The sequence below is a fragment of the Pyrococcus yayanosii CH1 genome (genome assembly GCF_000215995.1).
GTDB classification, from domain to species: domain Archaea; phylum Methanobacteriota_B; class Thermococci; order Thermococcales; family Thermococcaceae; genus Pyrococcus; species Pyrococcus yayanosii.
Window position 1 is genome coordinate 326,458 of record NC_015680.1, and the last position, 16,400, is coordinate 342,857.

A 16,400-nucleotide genomic window follows, 5' to 3' on the forward strand; every position below is an offset into this window, starting at 1 on the left:
GGGGATGCCGCTGAAGCTCAACACGGAGCAGATAAAGTACATAGCCCTCTTCGAGAGCTTCACGGGGGCAACGGTGCTTGACTGTCTTATAGATAGCGAGAGAAACAGGCTCATCTACGTCATTAAGAAGGGGGAGATGGGGCTAGCCCTCGGCAAGAGGGGCATTAACGTGAGGAGAATCGAAGGGATGATAGGAAAGGAAATCGACCTCGTCGAGCACTCCGAGAACCCTGAGGAGTTCATTAAGAACATTTATAAAACGATGGGCGTAAAGGTTAAAAAAGTCCACATCACTGAGAAGAGAGACGGCAAAAAGGTCGCCCTCCTTGATGTCAGCCCGAGGGATAAGCCGAGGGCAATCGGGAGGGGTGGTCACAACATAAACATCGTTAGGGAGCTTATGGAGAGACACCATGGTATTCATGACGTGATAATAATCTGAAGGTAAGGTGATGCTAATGCCTGGAAAGAAGGCTCCTAATGGTGAGTTCGCAGGCAGGAAGCTCAAGCTCAAGAGGAAGAAGTTCCGCTGGAGTGACATAAGGTACAAGAGGAGGGTCCTTCGCCTCAAGGAGAAGAGCGACCCGCTTGAAGGTGCTCCGCAGGCCAGGGGAATAGTGCTAGAGAAGATAGCCGTCGAGGCCAAGCAGCCCAACTCAGGAATGCGTAAGGCCGTCCGTGTCCAGCTCATCAAGAACGGTAAGGTTGTCACCGCCTTCTGTCCCGGTGACGGTGCCATCAACTACATCGATGAGCACGACGAAGTTATCATAGAGGGCATCGGTGGTCCTAAGGGCGGTTCAATGGGTGACATCCCTGGAATCCGCTACAAGGTCGTCAAGGTCAACCGCGTTAGCCTCAAGGAGCTCGTCAAGGGCAGGAAGGAGAAGCCGAGGAGGTGATCTGCCATGGCCAAGCCGCTCACAGAGAGGTTCTTCATCCCCAAGGAGATTAAGGTCATGGGGCGCTGGAGCGTCGAGGACGTCGAGGTTAGAGACCCCTCCCTCAAGCCCTACATAAACCTTGAGCCTCGCCTCCTCCCGCACACCCATGGAAGGCATGCAAAGAAGCACTTTGGTAAGGCCAACGTCCACATCGTTGAAAGGCTCATCAACAAGGTCATGCGTAGCGGCGGTAGCCATTATAAGGTCGCGGGTCACTTCATGCGCAGGGAGCACCGCTCCCTGATGAGCAAGAAGATGAAGGCCTACGAGGTTGTTAAGGAGGCCTTCAAGATAATCGAGCAGAGGACAGGAAAGAACCCGATCCAGGTTCTCATCTGGGCCATAGAGAACGCCGCCCCGAGGGAGGACACGACGAGCGTCATGTTCGGTGGAATAAGGTACCACGTGGCCGTTGACATATCCCCGCTCAGGCGCCTTGACGTTGCCCTCAGGAACATCGCCCTTGGCGCCAGTGCCAAGTGCTATCGGACCAAGATGAGCTATGCGGAGGCTCTCGCCGAAGAGATAATCCTCGCCGCCAACAAGGACCCCAAGAGCTACGCCTACAGCAAGAAGCTGGAGATAGAGCGTATCGCCGAGTCTTCGCGCTGAGCCCTTCTCACTTCTCCTTTGGGAAGTCCTTATATAGGGGATTTTTTCCAAACTTCTTTTCGGTGTAAGGCCATGTTTAAGCGGATACTATATCCTACAGACTTCTCTGAGGTTTCAAGGAAGGCCCTTCTCGAGTGCGTTCCCAGCATCGCGACCGGCGCCGAGCTCATACTGCTCCACGTCGTGGACATAACCCTTGCCGAGATGGAAGCCTTCCAAATGTCCGATGTTGCGGAGGAGGAGCTTAAGAAACTGGCTGAAGCTCTGAGGGAGAAGGGAATAACGGTCGAAACCATCGTCAGGATAGGTATACCCTCCCTTGAAATCGCAGAGGTCGCGAAGGAGAAGGACGTTGACCTTGTTGTGGTCCCATCCAAGGGCGAGAACATCCTGAGACAGATGTTCCTCGGGAGTACAGCCTCAAACCTCGTGAGAGCCACCCATAGGCCCGTTCTCCTCCTTAGGTACGAGGTCGAGGATGGAACCCTTAAGGCCCTTCAGGATTGCTCCACGATTTTCAAGAGGCCCCTCGTGGCTTTGGACTTCTCCGAGTGCTCGGCCAGAGTTATTGAAGTCGTCAAGGAGTTGCCCGAGGTTGAGGAGGTAATTCTGGCCCACGTGGTTGACTATGGTAAGGTCGAGAAGCTTGAGGAGAACATAAGGGAGGCTGAGAGGAAGCTAAAAGAATACGCAAGGGAACTCCCGTGGAAAACGGAGGTCGAGGTCCTGGCCGGCATAGCCTCTCGCGGCATAATTGGGTTGGCCCTTACAAAGAACGCCACCGTTGTAGTTATAGGGAAGAGGGGAAGGAGCGTCCTGAGGGAGTTACTCCTCGGGAGCACGGCTGAAAGAATTATCCGGGAGTGCAGGTTGCCAGTTCTACTCGTTCCATGCGAGTGAATAGGGGGCAAGGGGAGTCATGTTCTACTACAAGCAGGTCATGGTCGTTAGGAAAGACCTGAAGATAAGCAAAGGTAAGCTGGCGGTGCAAGTGGCCCACGGGGCCGTCACGGCGGCCTTTGAGGCATATAGGAAGAGGAGGGAGTGGTTTGAGGCATGGTTCAGAGAGGGGCAGAAGAAGGTCGTGGTCAAGGTGGAGAACGAAGAAGAACTGTTCCAGCTTAAAGCACAGGCTGAAAAGCTTGGCCTTCCAACAGCCCTGATAAGGGACGCCGGTCTGACGGAGATTCCGCCCGGAACGGTTACTTGCTTGGCGATAGGACCGGCCCCGGAGGAGCTCGTAGACAAGGTAACCGGCCACCTCAAGTTACTGTGAGGTGCTCCGATGGACTTCAGGGAGCTCTTCAGAAGGTTCAGGCATCTTAGCGAGACTCCTGGAATAGGTGGGAGAATAAAGGTCTATCCTGAGGACTTCATCGTTAGGGAGGTACTACCAAAGGCAGCCTTTAGAGGCCCCTGCCTTCTCTTCCTCCTCAAGAAGCGGAACTGGGAGACGATGGCGGCAATTAAGGAAATTGCGAAGAGGCTTGGTATCCACTACTCGGAGATAGGCTTTGCGGGAACGAAGGACAGGCACGCCGTCACATACCAGTACATAAGCATCTGCAGGCCTGAGCTCAAGGAGAGAGTCAACTCAATCAAGATGAAGGGCGTTGAGCTGAGGTTTGTCGGCAAGGGCAGAAGGCTCAAGCTTGGAATGCTCCTTGGTAACCGCTTCCTAATCCGGGTTAGGGGTCCTGAGAGACCCGAGAATCTTCCGGAGATTATAGGGGAGCTGAAGGAGAAGGGCGGCTTTCCCAACTACTTCGGCCCCCAGCGGTTTGGGGAAAGGAGGGTTGTAAATCATCTCGTCGGGAAGCTCCTTCTCCTGGGGGACTTCGAGAGCGCCGCAAGGCTCTTCCTCGGCTACGCCGAAGGGGACATGGAGGGGGATGAAGCTAGGAGGAACTTTTGGGAGACGGGTGACGTTGAGAGGGCGTTGGAGGAGTTTCCCAAGTTCCTCCGCTACGAAAGGGCCATGCTTTACCGGTACAGGGAGACAGGCAGCTGGAAGAAGGCCTTCCTCGTCCTCCCGAGACCTATCGCGAGGATATTCATCCATGCCTATCAAGCGTATCTCTTCAACCTTTACCTGAGCAGGCGCATTGAGGAAGGGATGTCCCTTGCGGAGGCCATACCCGGCGATATAGTTGTTCAGGTGAAGGGAGGCATCCCCCTGAGGTCTAGGACGTACAGGGTTACCGAGACAAACGTGGACTTCGTGAACGAGAAGATAAAGGCTGGAGAAGCTATGGTAACCGGCCCGATATTTGGACTCTTGATGCGCCGGGCCCGCGGTCTTCCTGGCCGTCTTGAGACCGAAATCCTTGAGGGGGAGGGTATAAGCCTCGAAGCCTTCAAAAGACTTCCGAAGCCTCTAAGAGAGCCGGGCGGGAGGAGGGAGCTCCTCATAAAGCCCCTCCACTTTGCCTATAAGATTGAGGAGAGAAGTGTCCTCTTCAGGTTCTTCCTGCCCAAGGGTGTTTACGCTACGAGCGTCCTCCGGGAAATCATGAAGGACCACTAACCGGGGATAGCGTTATAAGGATTGCTAAAGAGCTCCTCAGGGGTGATGCTCATGGCAGAGGACATCGAGGAGATCAGGAAGAGGAAGCTCCTTGAGCTTCAGAGAAAGTACCTTGAACAGCAGAGGGCTCGGGAGGAAGAGGCGAGACAGCAGGCTCTCATAGAGGCCCAAATACAGGCCATCCTGAGGAAGATACTCACGCCAGAGGCGAGGGAGAGGCTCGCAAGGGTAAAGCTGGTGAGGCCAGAACTTGCTAGGCAGGTCGAGCTCATACTAGTCCAGCTCTACCAGACCGGCCAGATAAGGGAGCCCCTCACGGATGCCCAGCTGAAGAGGATACTCGCTCAGATAGAGGCCAGGACCAGGAGGGAGTTCAGGATAAAATGGTGAGGGAAGTCATCAGGTGCCGTGGTCATCCCAACGTCAGGGCCACGCACCGCTCCACCTTCGAGATAACGAAGGAAGACTTCCTGACTCCGAGGGGAGACTGCATAATCTGCGTCTCCGCCGACAAGGCTCTTAAAGACCTTTCAGAGGACTTCAAGAGGGCCCTTAGGGCCGGGAAGAGGGTAAGAATAATAATCCGGGTTGACGAGCTAGAGGAGGAGGTAGTAGCCTGGGGTCATCCCGGGCTGAGCCTTGAGAGTGACGTTTCAATAGTCGTAAGGAAGAGTGACTATCTGGACGGCAGAACCCTAGCGATAAGGGCGAACAAGGCCGCAAAAGATTTGAAGAGGGACCTTGTGGAAAAGCTAAAGGATCCGGAGACGGTTGCAGTCGTTGAGCTCGTGGTCGATGATGAGTAGTTGGACTCCTGATAGGGTGATGAGGGACGCCCACCCTGAGTTAGAGACTCGCCCTCTCGAACTTCTCCTTTCCCTTGAGGGGCTTCGTTGCGTCTATCCCCCACTTGGCCGTGAGGCCGTCCTCCCCAGACGGGTCAAGGGAACTCCCGCGGGCATTGGGAACTATGATTAGGTCCCTATCGGGCTGGAATCTTGTCGCTATTGCCCACTCAACTTCGCGGTCGTCGTATATGTCAACATCCTCATCCACTACTATCACGCGCTTGAGGGACGGGTGGCCAGCGAAGGCCGCCAGGATGGCATTCTTTCCGTCCCCTTCATGCTGCTTGGTTATACTGACGACGGCATGAAGCCACATGCATCCCCCTTCAGTCAGCCTTACTCCATGAACCTTCGGCACAACGCGCTTGACGCTCGCGTATATCTGGGGCTCCTTCGGGAGGCCCATGAGCATGTAGTGCTCGTAGCCACCTGGGAGGAGAACGTGGAATATCGGATCGTCCACGTGATACATCCTCTCGAAGACCACGATGGGTTGTTTCCTTACATGGTCGTAAGTTCCCGTTATGTCCACGAAGGGTCCCTCGTCCGTCAGCTCAGGTAGAATTCTAGCCTCGAAGACGAACTCGCTCTCTACGGGCACGGGAATACCCCCGACGTCAACCACTTCCAGCGGCTTTCCAAAGGCAATCTCGCTTATCGCGGACGCTATTTCCAGCTCGCTCACCCCGTAGGCTACGCTTGTCGCCCCTGCCAGGAGGAGGTGCACCGGATTGCCCACGACTATCCTGACGTCAAGCTCCTCTCCCATTTCCGCTTTCTCCTTCCACATGGCGTAGAGGTGCCTGGGAACTAGCCTTATCGCGGCCCTTTCGCTATCGAGCACCATCATCCTGTGGAATGAGACGTTCACAAAGTCATCCCTCTTGGCAATCACCATTGCTGACGTGAAGTACCTGCCCCCATCTTTCGAGTAGAACTTTGGCACGGGCAAGGCCTCCAGGTCGGCCTTCTCCACGTTCTTCAGGAACGGAGCATCCTCTACTACCCTATAGGTCCTGGGATTTTCTATTGCATCGGTGAGCAGGAAGAGAAGCCCCCTTCTGTCAGTGTTGAGGAACCTCGCTATCCTCTCCCTCGTCGACCAGAGGTTGCCCACGACCTCCCAGCCTTCAACGTCCCTGAAGAGGATTGGCCTGTCCCTGTACCTGAGGAGGAACTTCGTTATTTCAAGCTCCCTGCTAACCGGCTCCTCGATGACGACAAGCTCATCCTTGAACCTCCCAATTATCTCCTTCAGCAATTTCATCACCTCCATCCAGCACGTCAAGGACGTCGAGAAGCTCGCACCAAGCGTCCTTACCGAGGATCTCCGCAACAGATGGCCTCGTCCTCCCCCCGTCCCCCGATATCAGCTCCTTTATGTAGAGACCCCCATCCGTCAGGAGCCGCAAGCGGAAGTGGGTCTCATCTATGGGCTCGCCCCAGGCCTCGTAAACCCTCCTAACTCTCACAGTATCGCTCCGGCTGTTGAGAACCCTTCGGGGAGTTCTCTGCCTTATCTCCGCCCCTCTGAGAGTCTCGACTACCTTCCTAACCTCCTCGGGCATTACACCTTCCCTCACAAAGATGAGGGCCTCATAGAGCTTCCTGTGTCTCTCCGTCAGGACTTTCTCGGCTTCCTTCGGCCCCACGAACTTCATCTCAAGAACCTCGACCTTCCCGCTTGCCGCGATATCCTCCGCGATTTTCTCTAAGTTAGCCTTCCTCCTCTTAGGTCTCTTAATTTCCACGATGAAGGGTCGGCCCCTGCCAAGCATTCTCACATCAACGTCTTCCCTTCCCGCGCCCTTGAAGACACACTTTCCCCCGAAGGCCCTTGAGAAGGCCCTGCAGATTATCGACGCCACGCTGTCCCTGAAACCGGGTAAGGGCGTCTGCGGAATTCCTCGAACGAGCTTTCGGTAGCGACCGTAAACGTAAATGGGGTTCACCTGGAGCTCCACCCGTCCAGAGGCAGGCTCGACGATGAATACTACATCGGGTCTCTCCCTGTTAACTTTCTTGCCGAGGAGCCCCTCGAGGAGCTTTCCAAGCTCCCTGTTGAACTCCCTGTTTATCGGTTCTCCCCATTCGATACCGAACCTTTTCCAGATTTCTTCCTCCTTCTCAAGTACTTCCTTTGGGAACCTTGAGCCCACGAGAAACGTGTCAAACTCAATTCCCTCCCTCTCAACGGCATTGAGACAACGGTTCGCGTATTCCTCAAGCCTCTCGAAGACACCTCCACATAGCTCACACCTCTTTGGCTCCTTCAGCAAGGGTAGTTCGCTCGCGGCCCTCTCCATGTTCAGGACGAACCTTATCGCCTTTCCTCTCTCCTCGTTGCTACCCTTTCCAAGCTTCGCGAAGAGCCTGCCGAGGCAGTGGTTGCAGAGCTCAACTTTCCCCAATACTTCCGCGGCCTTCTTGACTATTATCATCCCTACACCTTTGAAGGCACAACTTTAAAAGGATGACCGTGAAGGGAGTTTGGAGGTTGATGGAGATGCCGAGGAGGGCAAGGGAGTTCCCTGAAGAGGGAGAGTTCGTAGTCGCCACGGTCAAGAGGGTTCACCATTACGGTGCTTTCCTCGAGCTTGACGAGTACCCCGGAAAGGAAGGTTTCATGCACATAAGCGAAGTCGCCTCGACCTGGGTGAAGAACATCAGGGACTACCTCAGGGAGGGACAGAAGGTAGTCGCCAAGGTTATCCGCGTCGACCCCGAGAAGGGCCACATAGACCTGAGCCTCAGGAGGGTCACCCAGCAGCAGAGGAAGGCCAAGCTTCAGGAATTTAAGAGGGCCCAGAAGGCCGAGAACCTGCTCAAGATGGCCGCCGGGAAGCTCGGTAAGGATTTCGAGACGGCCTGGAGGGAGGTCTGGGTTCCCCTCGAGGAGGAGTACGGAGAGGTTTATGCGGCCTTCGAGGAGGCCGCCAAGGAGGGTATAGAGGTCCTCAAGGGGCTCATCCCCGACGAGTGGCTTCCCGTCCTCAAGGAGATAGTCGAGAACTACGTGGAAGTGCCCACCGTAACCATCGACGCTGAGTTCGAGATAACGGTTCCCAAGCCCAATGGCATAGAAATAATCAGGGAAGCCTTGATAAAGGCCAGGGACAGGGTGAACAAGGAGAAGGACATAGAAGTGAAATTCACTTATCAGGGTGCGCCCCGTTATAGAATAGACATCACCGCCCCTGACTACTATAAGGCAGAGGAGGTCCTGGAAGACATTGCCGAAGAAATTCTGCGCGTTATAAAGCAGGCCGGCGGTGAAGCCACCCTCCTGCGGAAGGAGAAGAGGATTAGGAAGGTTAAGAGGAGGAAGAAGTAAGATGAGGTTCCGAATAAGGAAGTGCCCGGAATGCGGCCGCTACACACTAAAGGATGTCTGCCCCGTTTGCGGAGCGAAGACAAAGGTGGCTCATCCGCCCCGCTTTTCACCGGAAGATCCCTACGGCGAGTATAGGAGGAGGCTCAAGAGGGAGATTCTCGGTATAAGGCGCAAGGAGGAAGGAGCATGAGGGAGACGACAATAGTCGTTTACGAGAGGCCCGACATATATGATCCCATATTCATCGAAGGTCTGCCCGGCATAGGGCTCGTCGGAAAGCTGGCGGCCGAGCATCTCATCCAAGAACTCAATGCCAAGAAGTTCGCTGAGCTATACTCGCCCCACTTCATGCACCAGGTCCTCATAAGGAAGAACTCCACCGTTGAGCTCATGAAGAACGAGTTCTACTACTGGAAGAGCCCCGATGACGAGCACAGGGACCTGATAATCATCACGGGTGACACCCAGGTTCCCCCAACGGACAGCTACGGTCACTTTGAGGTCGTCAGCAAGATGCTCGACTTCGTGGCCGAGTTTGGCACGAGGGAGATTATAACTATGGGGGGCTACCAAGTGCCCGAACTGCAAGGAGAGCCAAGAGTGCTGGCAGCGGTAACGCACGAGGACCTCATAGACTACTACAAGGCCAAGCTTGAGGGATGTAGCGTCGAGATCATATGGAGGGAGGACGAGGGCGGTGCGATAGTCGGCGCCGCTGGACTGCTGCTCGGCATAGGGAAGCTCCGCGGGATGTACGGCATAAGCCTGCTAGGGGAGAGCCTCGGTTACATAGTGGACGCTAAGGCCGCCAAGTCCGTCCTCTCGGCCGTTACTAAGATACTCGGCCTCGAGATTGACATGACGGCCCTTGAGGAGAGGGCCAAGGAGACGGAGGAGATTCTGAGGAAGGTCGAGGAGATGCAGAGGGCCATGCTGGAACAGCAGCTTCCGAGGCCTCACGAGGAGGAGGACAGGGGCTACCTCTGACCCTTTCCTTTTGGGTGGTTTAATGCTCGTCGACGCCGATCTTCACATTCATTCCCACTATTCTAAGGCGGTCTCGAGGACGATGGTCTTCCCCGTTATAGCCGAGAACGCAAGGCTCAAGGGTCTTGGTATAGTGGGCACTGGGGATATCCTGAACCCGAAGTGGGAGAAGGAGCTTCTCAAATATGGGAAAGAGGTTGATGAGGGCACCTACGAGGTGAAGGGCGTCCGTTTCCTTCTCACGGCTGAGATCGAGGACGAAAAGAGAGTCCATCACCTCCTCGTATTCCCGAATATCGAGGCGGTTAGAGAGATGAGAACCCGGATCGGGAACATCGAGAGCGAGGGAAGACCGCATGTAAACCTCTCCGCGGAGGAGATAGCAGAGCTTGCAGGGGAGCTTGACGTCCTAATAGGGCCAGCTCACGCCTTCACACCCTGGACGAGCCTCTACAAGGAATATAATAGCTTGAAGGAAGCCTACGGCGATGCAAAAATTCACTTCCTAGAGCTGGGCCTCTCGGCGGACAGCGAGATGGCCGACAGGATAAAGGCCCACCACAAGCTCCCTTACCTCTCAAACTCCGACGCCCACTCCCCAATGCCTCACAGGCTCGGCAGGGAGTTCAACCGCTTTGAAATTCAAGAGGCCACCTTTGAGGAGGTTAGAAAGGCAATTCTCGGGCGTGGAGGAAGGAGAATCGTCCTTAATGCCGGTCTTGATCCCCGACTGGGGAAGTATCACTTAACGGCATGCTCCCGGTGCTACACGAAATACTCGCTCGACGAGGCGAGAGCCCTGAAGTGGAGGTGTCCTCGCTGTGGAGGAAGGATAAAGAAAGGTGTCCGCGACAGGATACTCGAACTCGCCGACACGGAGGAGAGGCCCAAGGACAGGCCCCCCTACCTCAAGCTCGCCCCGCTCGCCGAGATAATAGCCATGGCCCTGGGAAAGGGTGTCGAGACGAAGGCCGTGAAAATTGTGTGGGAGCGTTTCCTGAAGGAGTTCGGGAGTGAGATTCAGGTCCTCGTTGACATCCCCATAGAGGCCCTAGCGGACGTTCATGAGGACGTTGCCAAGGCAATTTGGGCCTACAGGAAGGGAAAGCTCATAGTGATTCCGGGCGGAGGCGGCAAGTATGGAGAAATAAAGCTTCCTCCTGAAATAATGAAAGCTAGAGTGGACGAGCTGGAGAGTGTGGATGTTGAGGTTCCCAGCGAAGACGTCCGGCCGAGGCAAACTACACTTTTTAAGTTTCTGAGGAGGGTAAACTGCTTCAAAGCTTAAGCTCCACCCAGTTTTCCCTCCTTTTCTTGTAAACCCTCACCAGCCCCTGCTTCTCAAGGCGGTTGAACATTCTCCAGGCGGTCGTCTTAGGAATCCCAAGCATCTCCCTGACCTCCGCTTGCCTCGCTTTTCCGCCCCTGTCAAACAAGTAGAGCAGAACTTTTTCTTCGTCCTTTGTTAGCTCGTACTTCTTGAGAAGTTTCTCAAAGTCCTCCCTGCTAATGCCGACGACTTTTTCTTTACTCCCTCGTCTCATGTAGACAAAGCTCCCAGCAGCAATGGCGAGAAGGGTCAATATACCAACCATCGCCCAATTCGTGGAGCTTTCGCTGGAAGTGCTTGAACTCTGAGATGAAGAGCCTAAGCTTGATGGTGCCGTTGAGTTGAAGGATTCGGTGGCTGTTCCCGATGCGGGAGCCTCAGTTCTTGCTGGTCTGTATTCAAGGACATAGGAAACCGTCTGATTTCCAGGGGGCATGAGAATCGAGTTTCCATCTATCTTAAGGGGTATATCTGTAAGGTCGACTATAACAGCGTTATCTGGAAACGTGATTTTAACTGGTATTTCTGAAGTGAAATGGACACTCCATATTGCCCCTTTCTTTGATGTAAGATCGGGAGTATAATAAGTTATTTTAATTGGGATGGCGTTTTCGAAGTATACGGTAAGAATGGAACCGTTTATTTTGTACGGTAGAGGATTCCCATTCTCATCGATAACGGTCAGCCCTTCAACGTTGGTGGCGAGAAGTGATATGGAAAAGCTGACCGTGTAGTTTTCTGGGATAATGACCTCGGATACCTTAACGTACCCGTCGGAATAGACTGTAAGGCTTAGAGACTCGACGGAGTACTGCCCGCTTATGAAAGGCAGAATCATGAGTGCAATTGCCAGCAGTATTGCTGCTTTGCTCTTCATTCCAGCACCTCCTGAAGTTAAGAAATTCCCCTTAAAAAATATTCTTAAAACCAAGAAAAAGATACTTAAAAAGATGTTCACTCCTCATCCTCCAATTCGTCTTCACCGTTGTGTTTCCCGTCTCCGTTGTTATCCTCAGAGTCCTCATACTGGCCGTTATCGTCATCATGAGACTCCTGCTCTTCGTAGTTTCCATTGTTGCCATAATCATTGTCGCTTTGTTCTTCATAGCTCTCATTCTGGTCGTCTTCGCTCTCCTCCTCGGCGTATTTTTCGTCATGTTCCCCATGATCGTCCTCGTGCTCGCTCTCATTTTCCTCTATATGTTCGTCGTGATCATCCTCGTGATCCTGTTCGTATTCATCGTGTTCTTTTTCATAGTATTCCTCTTGCAACTCCTTAACTTCCTCAACGATGTCGTGGAGCTCTTCGTTGATGTCGTGGAGCATGTCAAGGGCCTCCTCGTACTGGCCGCTCTCAACGAGGGCGTTGAACTGCTCGTACATCGTCTGGAGCTCCATGAGGTTCTCTTGTAGGTAAGTGGCGTTTATCGTGGAGTTCTGGAGCATGGCAAGCAATTCATTCATGAGCTTCATCTGCTCCTGGAGCTTCTCCATGAAGGCTTGGCTTATCTCATCAGCCTTTGCGCTGACTATCTGCTCCTGGAGTTCCTCAACGGCATCCTCAAGCTTGTCCATTAGCTCTTCCGCATACTCAAGGTCTGTCTTGAGCGTTGTGACGTTGCCACTGGCAAGATCCTGGGCGACGACCATATAAGCCGCTTTAGTTTCGTTGTAAAGCTCCATGACGTAGGTGACGTTGAGCCCCTCTGCCTTAGCCTCCGCGATAACTTTCTCCACGTACGGGAAGTACTCACTGGCCCTCTGAAGTTCCTCCTTGGCGTCCATTATGAGTTCATAGTACTCGTAGTACTCGTACTGTTCCTCAATGTGTTCTTTGTAGTGGTCGGTGAGCTCCTCTATGACCTCCTTGTAGAGGTAGAGGGCATTTATGGAGGCGTTTATGCTCTCGCTGTAGTTGCCGGCATTGTAAAGCTTCCACGCCTTGGTATGCATTGCTTCAGCCTGGGAGTAGAGCTCGAGGGTGTAGTTGGATATTGTGACGTTGCTCGCATTGAGCTCGGCCATCAGGCTCTCGCTATAGTTGGCGACCTTGTCCAGTATCAGGAGCAGATTGTACGCCTGAACAGCGCTCGTGTTCGTTGTATTGGTGACGTTGGTCATGTTAACGGGGGTGGTGCTGGTCACGTTCGTGGCGTTGACCACCGAGACGTTGCTCACTGCGGTTGTGTTGGTTGCCCCCCATGCAGTGCTTAGAGGTATCAGTGCCCCTATGAAGAGCACCAGCAGTGTTTTCATACTCATCTTCATGGGTTCTCACCTGATTGCGAGTAGATGGTCACCTGTATATTAGGAACTTGTTGGACTCACAGATTTCAAAACGTTTCTTCAGGTTCCTTGCTTAGAAGGCAGGAATTAAAGCATTTGCCCGCACTTTTGCCTCTATGATTCTGTGTCCTTTGGGTGAAATGGACAGATATTGGCATAAAACTTATAAATGATGTAAAGTGAACTTTACGTAAAGGAAGCTTTACATGGAGGGAGCACCATGATGAAAGTTGTTGGCGTATTGGGGATATTGGCAATTCTTGGTTACGTTTATTTAGTTCTGAGATTCGAGAACAGGGACGAGAGGTTCAGGACGATAAATGCAAAGAGTCACATATGGGCGGTTATGCTCCTCCTTTTCGTAAACTTGCTAGTACAAACTCTCAACTACCTTAATAAAACCGACAAAATGTTCGTGTTAGGATTTACAGCTGCGGTAATAGTGGTGAGTATCGGATACATTCTGGGGTTTGTGTACTATTCGAAGGTGATGTGAATGAATGAGGCAATAGTTAATTTCATCATATGGGCTTTCTTGGCTATAATAACAACGTTAATCCTGCTCCAACTTTCAAAAAGTGATGAGAAAAAGAAAACACTCATCCCTGCAATGCTTGTGATATTGACAATGGGCTATTTGATGGGCTACGCCGTCAGCAACGGTAACTTACCCCTTGCATTTTCCGTCTTTTTGGTTGGAGGTATCATGCTCAATCTCTACTATGCTTCAATGAAGAGAAGAGGCTATGTGCTTGAAGACGAAAGAACTCTGAGAATCGAAGAGATTTCAGCAAGAAGAACCCTTCAAGTGTTTATGATTGGATTGGCATTTGCTGTGATATACCTCTCGGTAGCCCAGCAGAAAAATCCGGCGCTCAGAGATGCATTTATTCTGGCAGAGGCTTTGCTCGTAGCTGTGATGCTCCTTCACATGGCGTTTAGAGCTTATTATAGCAGGGTGATGTAAATTGAAAAACCGCCTAAGGGAGCTTAGAGAAGCAAGAGGATTGACTCAGGAAGAACTCGCTAAAGCCCTTGGCGTGACGAGGCAGACGATAATAGCGATTGAAAAGGGTAAATACGACCCATCGCTGAGACTGGCCTTCAAGATTGCAAGGTTCTTTGGGGTTAAAATCGAGGATGTATTCATTTACGAGGGTGATGAAGATGAGTAAGAAATTGGCCGGACTGATGGTTTATCTCCTCGGCACAGGCCTTGGCATAGCAAAGCCACCCATTGAACGACTGGCGTGTATGGAAGTGCCAAGCGGAGATGTCTGCACGGGGGTAAACACACCCCTTCTAATCCTTGAGCTCGGCCTTGTGATGATGGGAGCGTTGCTTATGGGGCTTAGCCATGGCTTTAAAAACCATCACGAATTGAATGGCTGGCTCGGAGTTTCGAGTGGCCTTGGCGTTGCCATCATCGGGAGCTACGCTGGGATAATGGAGCTGTTCCTTTTAGGGGTTACTCTAGCCACCCTTGGACTGCTCGTTTACAAAGTTGGGAGGGCTGAAAATGCCCATGGTTGAGGTTCTGAACCTCGAGAAAGACTACGGAAAGGTCAAGGCTCTTAAGGGGATAAGCTTCGAAGTCCATGAGGGAGAGATATTTGGGCTCATAGGACCTAATGGGGCTGGGAAGAGTACGACGCTCAGGATACTGGCCACACTGCTCAGACCAACGGCCGGGAAGGTAACAATAGCAGGTTATGACGTTGTGGAGGAAGCTGAGGAGGTCAGGAAGCTTATAAGCTATCTGCCCGAGGAAGCGGGTGCGTATAAGAACCTCACAGGCCTCGAATATCTCCAGTTCATGGCGAGGCTCTACGCTAAGGACAAAAGGAGAGCCAAGGAGATGCTGGAACTTGGGATTAGGCTTAGCGGCCTCGGAGACAGGCTTGGGGACAAAGTCTCCACGTATTCCAAGGGGATGACGAGGAAGCTTCTGCTCGCGAGGGCCCTTATGGTAAAACCAAAGTTGGCGATCCTCGATGAGCCCACGAGCGGCCTCGATATAATGAATGCATACGAGGTCAGGAAGACCATAAAGGCCTTCGCCCGCGAGGGTGTAACCTTCCTTATCTCGAGCCATAACATGCTGGAGGTCGAGTTCCTCTGCGACAGGGTTGCCATGATAAGCAACGGCCAGATAATCGAGGTGGGCACTCCAAGGGAGCTGAAGGAGCGCTACAATGCCCAGAACCTTGAGGAGGTTTTCATGAAGGCCGTGGAGGGAAGGGCATGAGCGACTTCTGGGTAATATTCATGAAGGAGCTAAAGCATATGCTGAGGGACAGGGGCCTGATATTCGGAATAATCATCGTTCCTCTCATTCTGTACCCGGCACTCGGGCAGGTTGTCCAGCTTGGCATGGAGCAGGCTCAGGAGGAAACGAAGGTCGTCATAGCTAACTTCGACGAGGGGCCTTATGGAGCTCTGCTGATAAAAGCCCTCATTGCCGCTCCGAACGTGACGGTCGTTCAGATAAACGCGTCGAGCGTTGACGAGGCTCTACAGGAAGCTATAAATGGGGACCAGAACGTTCTCGTGATCATTCCCGCCAACTTCTCAGAGAGCATTGAGGCCAACGAGAAGGCCGTCGTCGAGGTCTACGGCATATTCGGAGGGATGAGTCTCGGGATGAGGGAGAGCGTGAGTGAAGGAAGGATAAACGCCGTAGTTAACGTCCTTGGGGAGGAGCTGTCCAAGCTGAAGCTTAAGAACTTTGGAAACCCAGAGGCGGTTCTCCATCCCATAGAGGTTAGGGGATACTCCGTGCTGAGGGGTAAAATAATAGATATGCCTCCCTCCGTCGTGGCAAACGTGCTTGCCTCGCAGGCTTTCTCGATACCGCTTGTAATATTCATAATGCTCACGCTCGTGTCCCAAATGGCCGCTGGAACAATGGCGAGCGAGAAGGAGAATAAGACCCTTGAGACACTCTTGACCCTGCCGGTGTCGAGAACGGCCATAGTGGCGGGCAAGATGATGGGAACGGGTGTCATGGGTCTCATTGCGGCGATAGCCTATATGATTGGCATGAAGCGTTACCTTGGAACCTTCTCCCAGTCCAATATCAGCTTGGAGGAGCTGGGCCTACACGTAACACCCCTTGGCATGGCCCTCTTCGCCCTGACAATATTCCTTGCAATAACCTTCGCCCTCTCCCTTGCGATGCTACTCGGGATATTCGCCGAGGACATCAGGAGCGCCGGGACGCTCGTGAGCGCAGTCATGATGCCCCTGCTCTTTCCAACGTTCATATTCATGGTTACCGATGTCGAAGCACTTCCCGCAATAATCAAATACGCCCTGCTGGCGATTCCCTTCAGCCACCCAGTGCTTGCCTCAAGGGCCATGCTCCTGGGGGACTACGGCCATCTCTACGTCAGCGTTGCCTACTTAGCCTTTGTCTCGGCGGCAATGCTCTACGTGACGGCAAGGTTCTTCAGGACGGAGAAGCTCTTGACGGCGAGGCTAAAGTTCGGGAAGAAGAAGCGGTGATGCTCCGACTAATATTTCCCCTTTC

General features: G+C 53.0%; 22 protein-coding genes. 18 read left to right on the forward strand and 4 right to left on the reverse strand.

The genetic code is table 11. The annotated features are described in order from the left end of the window. Positions 1-4 precede the first annotated feature (4 nt). The 8 genes from PYCH_RS01920 to PYCH_RS01955 all read left to right on the forward strand — a co-directional run bounded on the left by PYCH_RS01920 (position 5) and on the right by PYCH_RS01955 (position 4,889). Entirely contained in the window at positions 5-442 is a 438-nt protein-coding gene (locus PYCH_RS01920) for a NusA-like transcription termination signal-binding factor (RefSeq protein ID WP_013905140.1), read from the forward strand. Positions 443-458: 16 nt separating this feature from the next. After that, on the forward strand, positions 459-902 hold the full coding sequence (locus tag PYCH_RS01925; protein ID WP_013905141.1) for a 30S ribosomal protein S12: 444 nt from the start codon (positions 459-461) through the stop codon (positions 900-902). 6 nt (positions 903-908) lie between these two features. Continuing rightward, positions 909-1,556, forward strand: a complete 648-nt coding sequence (rpsG, locus tag PYCH_RS01930) for a 30S ribosomal protein S7 (RefSeq protein WP_013905142.1) — start codon at positions 909-911, stop codon at positions 1,554-1,556. A gap of 72 nt (positions 1,557-1,628) precedes the next feature. Beyond that, entirely contained in the window at positions 1,629-2,456 is an 828-nt protein-coding gene (locus tag PYCH_RS01935) for a universal stress protein (RefSeq protein ID WP_013905143.1), read from the forward strand. A gap of 19 nt (positions 2,457-2,475) precedes the next feature. Next, positions 2,476-2,832 carry a peptidyl-tRNA hydrolase Pth2 gene (gene pth2, locus PYCH_RS01940; protein WP_013905144.1) on the forward strand — a complete coding sequence of 119 codons (357 nt, stop codon included), beginning with the start codon at positions 2,476-2,478 and terminating at the stop codon, positions 2,830-2,832. 9 nt (positions 2,833-2,841) lie between these two features. After that, positions 2,842-4,083 (forward strand): tRNA pseudouridine(13) synthase TruD, encoded by a 1,242-nt coding sequence (gene truD, locus PYCH_RS01945; protein ID WP_013905145.1) that lies wholly within the window; start codon positions 2,842-2,844, stop codon positions 4,081-4,083. Between the two features lie 51 nt (positions 4,084-4,134). Continuing rightward, on the forward strand, positions 4,135-4,473 hold the full coding sequence (locus PYCH_RS01950; RefSeq protein WP_013905146.1) for a DNA-binding protein: 339 nt from the start codon (positions 4,135-4,137) through the stop codon (positions 4,471-4,473). Then, a complete protein-coding gene (locus PYCH_RS01955; protein ID WP_013905147.1) occupies positions 4,467-4,889 on the forward strand; it encodes a DUF371 domain-containing protein in 423 nt (140 codons plus the stop codon). Before PYCH_RS01950 ends, PYCH_RS01955 begins: the two co-directional genes overlap by 7 nt. Before the next feature lie 40 nt (positions 4,890-4,929). On the opposite strand, the gene PYCH_RS01960 is transcribed toward PYCH_RS01955, so the two are convergent. Further along, positions 4,930-6,192, reverse strand: coding sequence for a UbiD family decarboxylase (locus tag PYCH_RS01960; protein WP_013905148.1), 1,263 nt, complete (start codon positions 6,190-6,192; stop codon positions 4,930-4,932). Beyond that, the gene (locus PYCH_RS01965; protein WP_048058342.1) at positions 6,158-7,369 is read right to left on the reverse strand and encodes a tRNA pseudouridine(54/55) synthase Pus10; all 1,212 of its coding nucleotides are present in this window, start codon (positions 7,367-7,369) and stop codon (positions 6,158-6,160) included. The genes PYCH_RS01960 and PYCH_RS01965 overlap by 35 nt, the downstream gene beginning before the upstream one ends. Positions 7,370-7,437: 68 nt before the next feature. On the opposite strand from PYCH_RS01965, the gene PYCH_RS01970 reads away from it, so the two are divergent. Genes PYCH_RS01970 through PYCH_RS01985 form a run of 4 tightly spaced genes read left to right on the forward strand, consistent with a single transcriptional unit; the run spans position 7,438 to position 10,540 of the window. Continuing rightward, the gene (locus PYCH_RS01970) at positions 7,438-8,265 is read left to right on the forward strand and encodes a translation initiation factor IF-2 subunit alpha (RefSeq protein ID WP_048058343.1); all 828 of its coding nucleotides are present in this window, start codon (positions 7,438-7,440) and stop codon (positions 8,263-8,265) included. Position 8,266: 1 nt separating this feature from the next. Beyond that, a complete protein-coding gene (locus tag PYCH_RS01975; RefSeq protein ID WP_013905151.1) occupies positions 8,267-8,455 on the forward strand; it encodes an RNA-protein complex protein Nop10 in 189 nt (62 codons plus the stop codon). Then, positions 8,452-9,252: a proteasome assembly chaperone family protein gene (locus PYCH_RS01980; protein ID WP_013905152.1), complete on the forward strand. Its 801-nt coding sequence runs from the start codon at positions 8,452-8,454 to the stop codon at positions 9,250-9,252. Before PYCH_RS01975 ends, PYCH_RS01980 begins: the two co-directional genes overlap by 4 nt. A 22-nt stretch (positions 9,253-9,274) precedes the next feature. Then, positions 9,275-10,540: a TIGR00375 family protein gene (locus PYCH_RS01985; RefSeq protein ID WP_013905153.1), complete on the forward strand. Its 1,266-nt coding sequence runs from the start codon at positions 9,275-9,277 to the stop codon at positions 10,538-10,540. Here PYCH_RS01985 and PYCH_RS01990 read toward each other — a convergent pair. Further along, positions 10,530-11,459 carry a helix-turn-helix transcriptional regulator gene (locus PYCH_RS01990; RefSeq protein ID WP_048058157.1) on the reverse strand — a complete coding sequence of 310 codons (930 nt, stop codon included), beginning with the start codon at positions 11,457-11,459 and terminating at the stop codon, positions 10,530-10,532. The two genes, PYCH_RS01985 and PYCH_RS01990, sit on opposite strands and share 11 nt — an antisense overlap. A gap of 77 nt (positions 11,460-11,536) precedes the next feature. Beyond that, entirely contained in the window at positions 11,537-12,850 is a 1,314-nt protein-coding gene (locus PYCH_RS01995; protein WP_013905155.1) for a hypothetical protein, read from the reverse strand. A 238-nt stretch (positions 12,851-13,088) separates the two neighbouring features. On the opposite strand from PYCH_RS01995, the gene PYCH_RS02000 reads away from it, so the two are divergent. From PYCH_RS02000 to PYCH_RS02025, 6 genes are read left to right on the forward strand one after another with little or no spacing between them, the layout of a single operon-like run. Then, positions 13,089-13,364, forward strand: a complete 276-nt coding sequence (locus PYCH_RS02000; RefSeq protein WP_013905156.1) for a hypothetical protein — start codon at positions 13,089-13,091, stop codon at positions 13,362-13,364. Further along, complete coding sequence (locus PYCH_RS02005; RefSeq protein WP_013905157.1) at positions 13,365-13,835, forward strand: DUF2178 domain-containing protein; 471 nt, start codon at positions 13,365-13,367, stop codon at positions 13,833-13,835. Position 13,836: 1 nt separating this feature from the next. Then, positions 13,837-14,043, forward strand: a complete 207-nt coding sequence (locus PYCH_RS02010; protein ID WP_013905158.1) for a helix-turn-helix transcriptional regulator — start codon at positions 13,837-13,839, stop codon at positions 14,041-14,043. Next, positions 14,030-14,401: a hypothetical protein gene (locus PYCH_RS02015; RefSeq protein WP_048058158.1), complete on the forward strand. Its 372-nt coding sequence runs from the start codon at positions 14,030-14,032 to the stop codon at positions 14,399-14,401. The genes PYCH_RS02010 and PYCH_RS02015 overlap by 14 nt, the downstream gene beginning before the upstream one ends. After that, complete coding sequence (locus tag PYCH_RS02020; RefSeq protein ID WP_013905160.1) at positions 14,388-15,116, forward strand: ABC transporter ATP-binding protein; 729 nt, start codon at positions 14,388-14,390, stop codon at positions 15,114-15,116. Before PYCH_RS02015 ends, PYCH_RS02020 begins: the two co-directional genes overlap by 14 nt. Further along, positions 15,113-16,375, forward strand: coding sequence for an ABC transporter permease (locus PYCH_RS02025; RefSeq protein WP_013905161.1), 1,263 nt, complete (start codon positions 15,113-15,115; stop codon positions 16,373-16,375). The genes PYCH_RS02020 and PYCH_RS02025 overlap by 4 nt, the downstream gene beginning before the upstream one ends. Positions 16,376-16,400 lie beyond the last annotated feature (25 nt).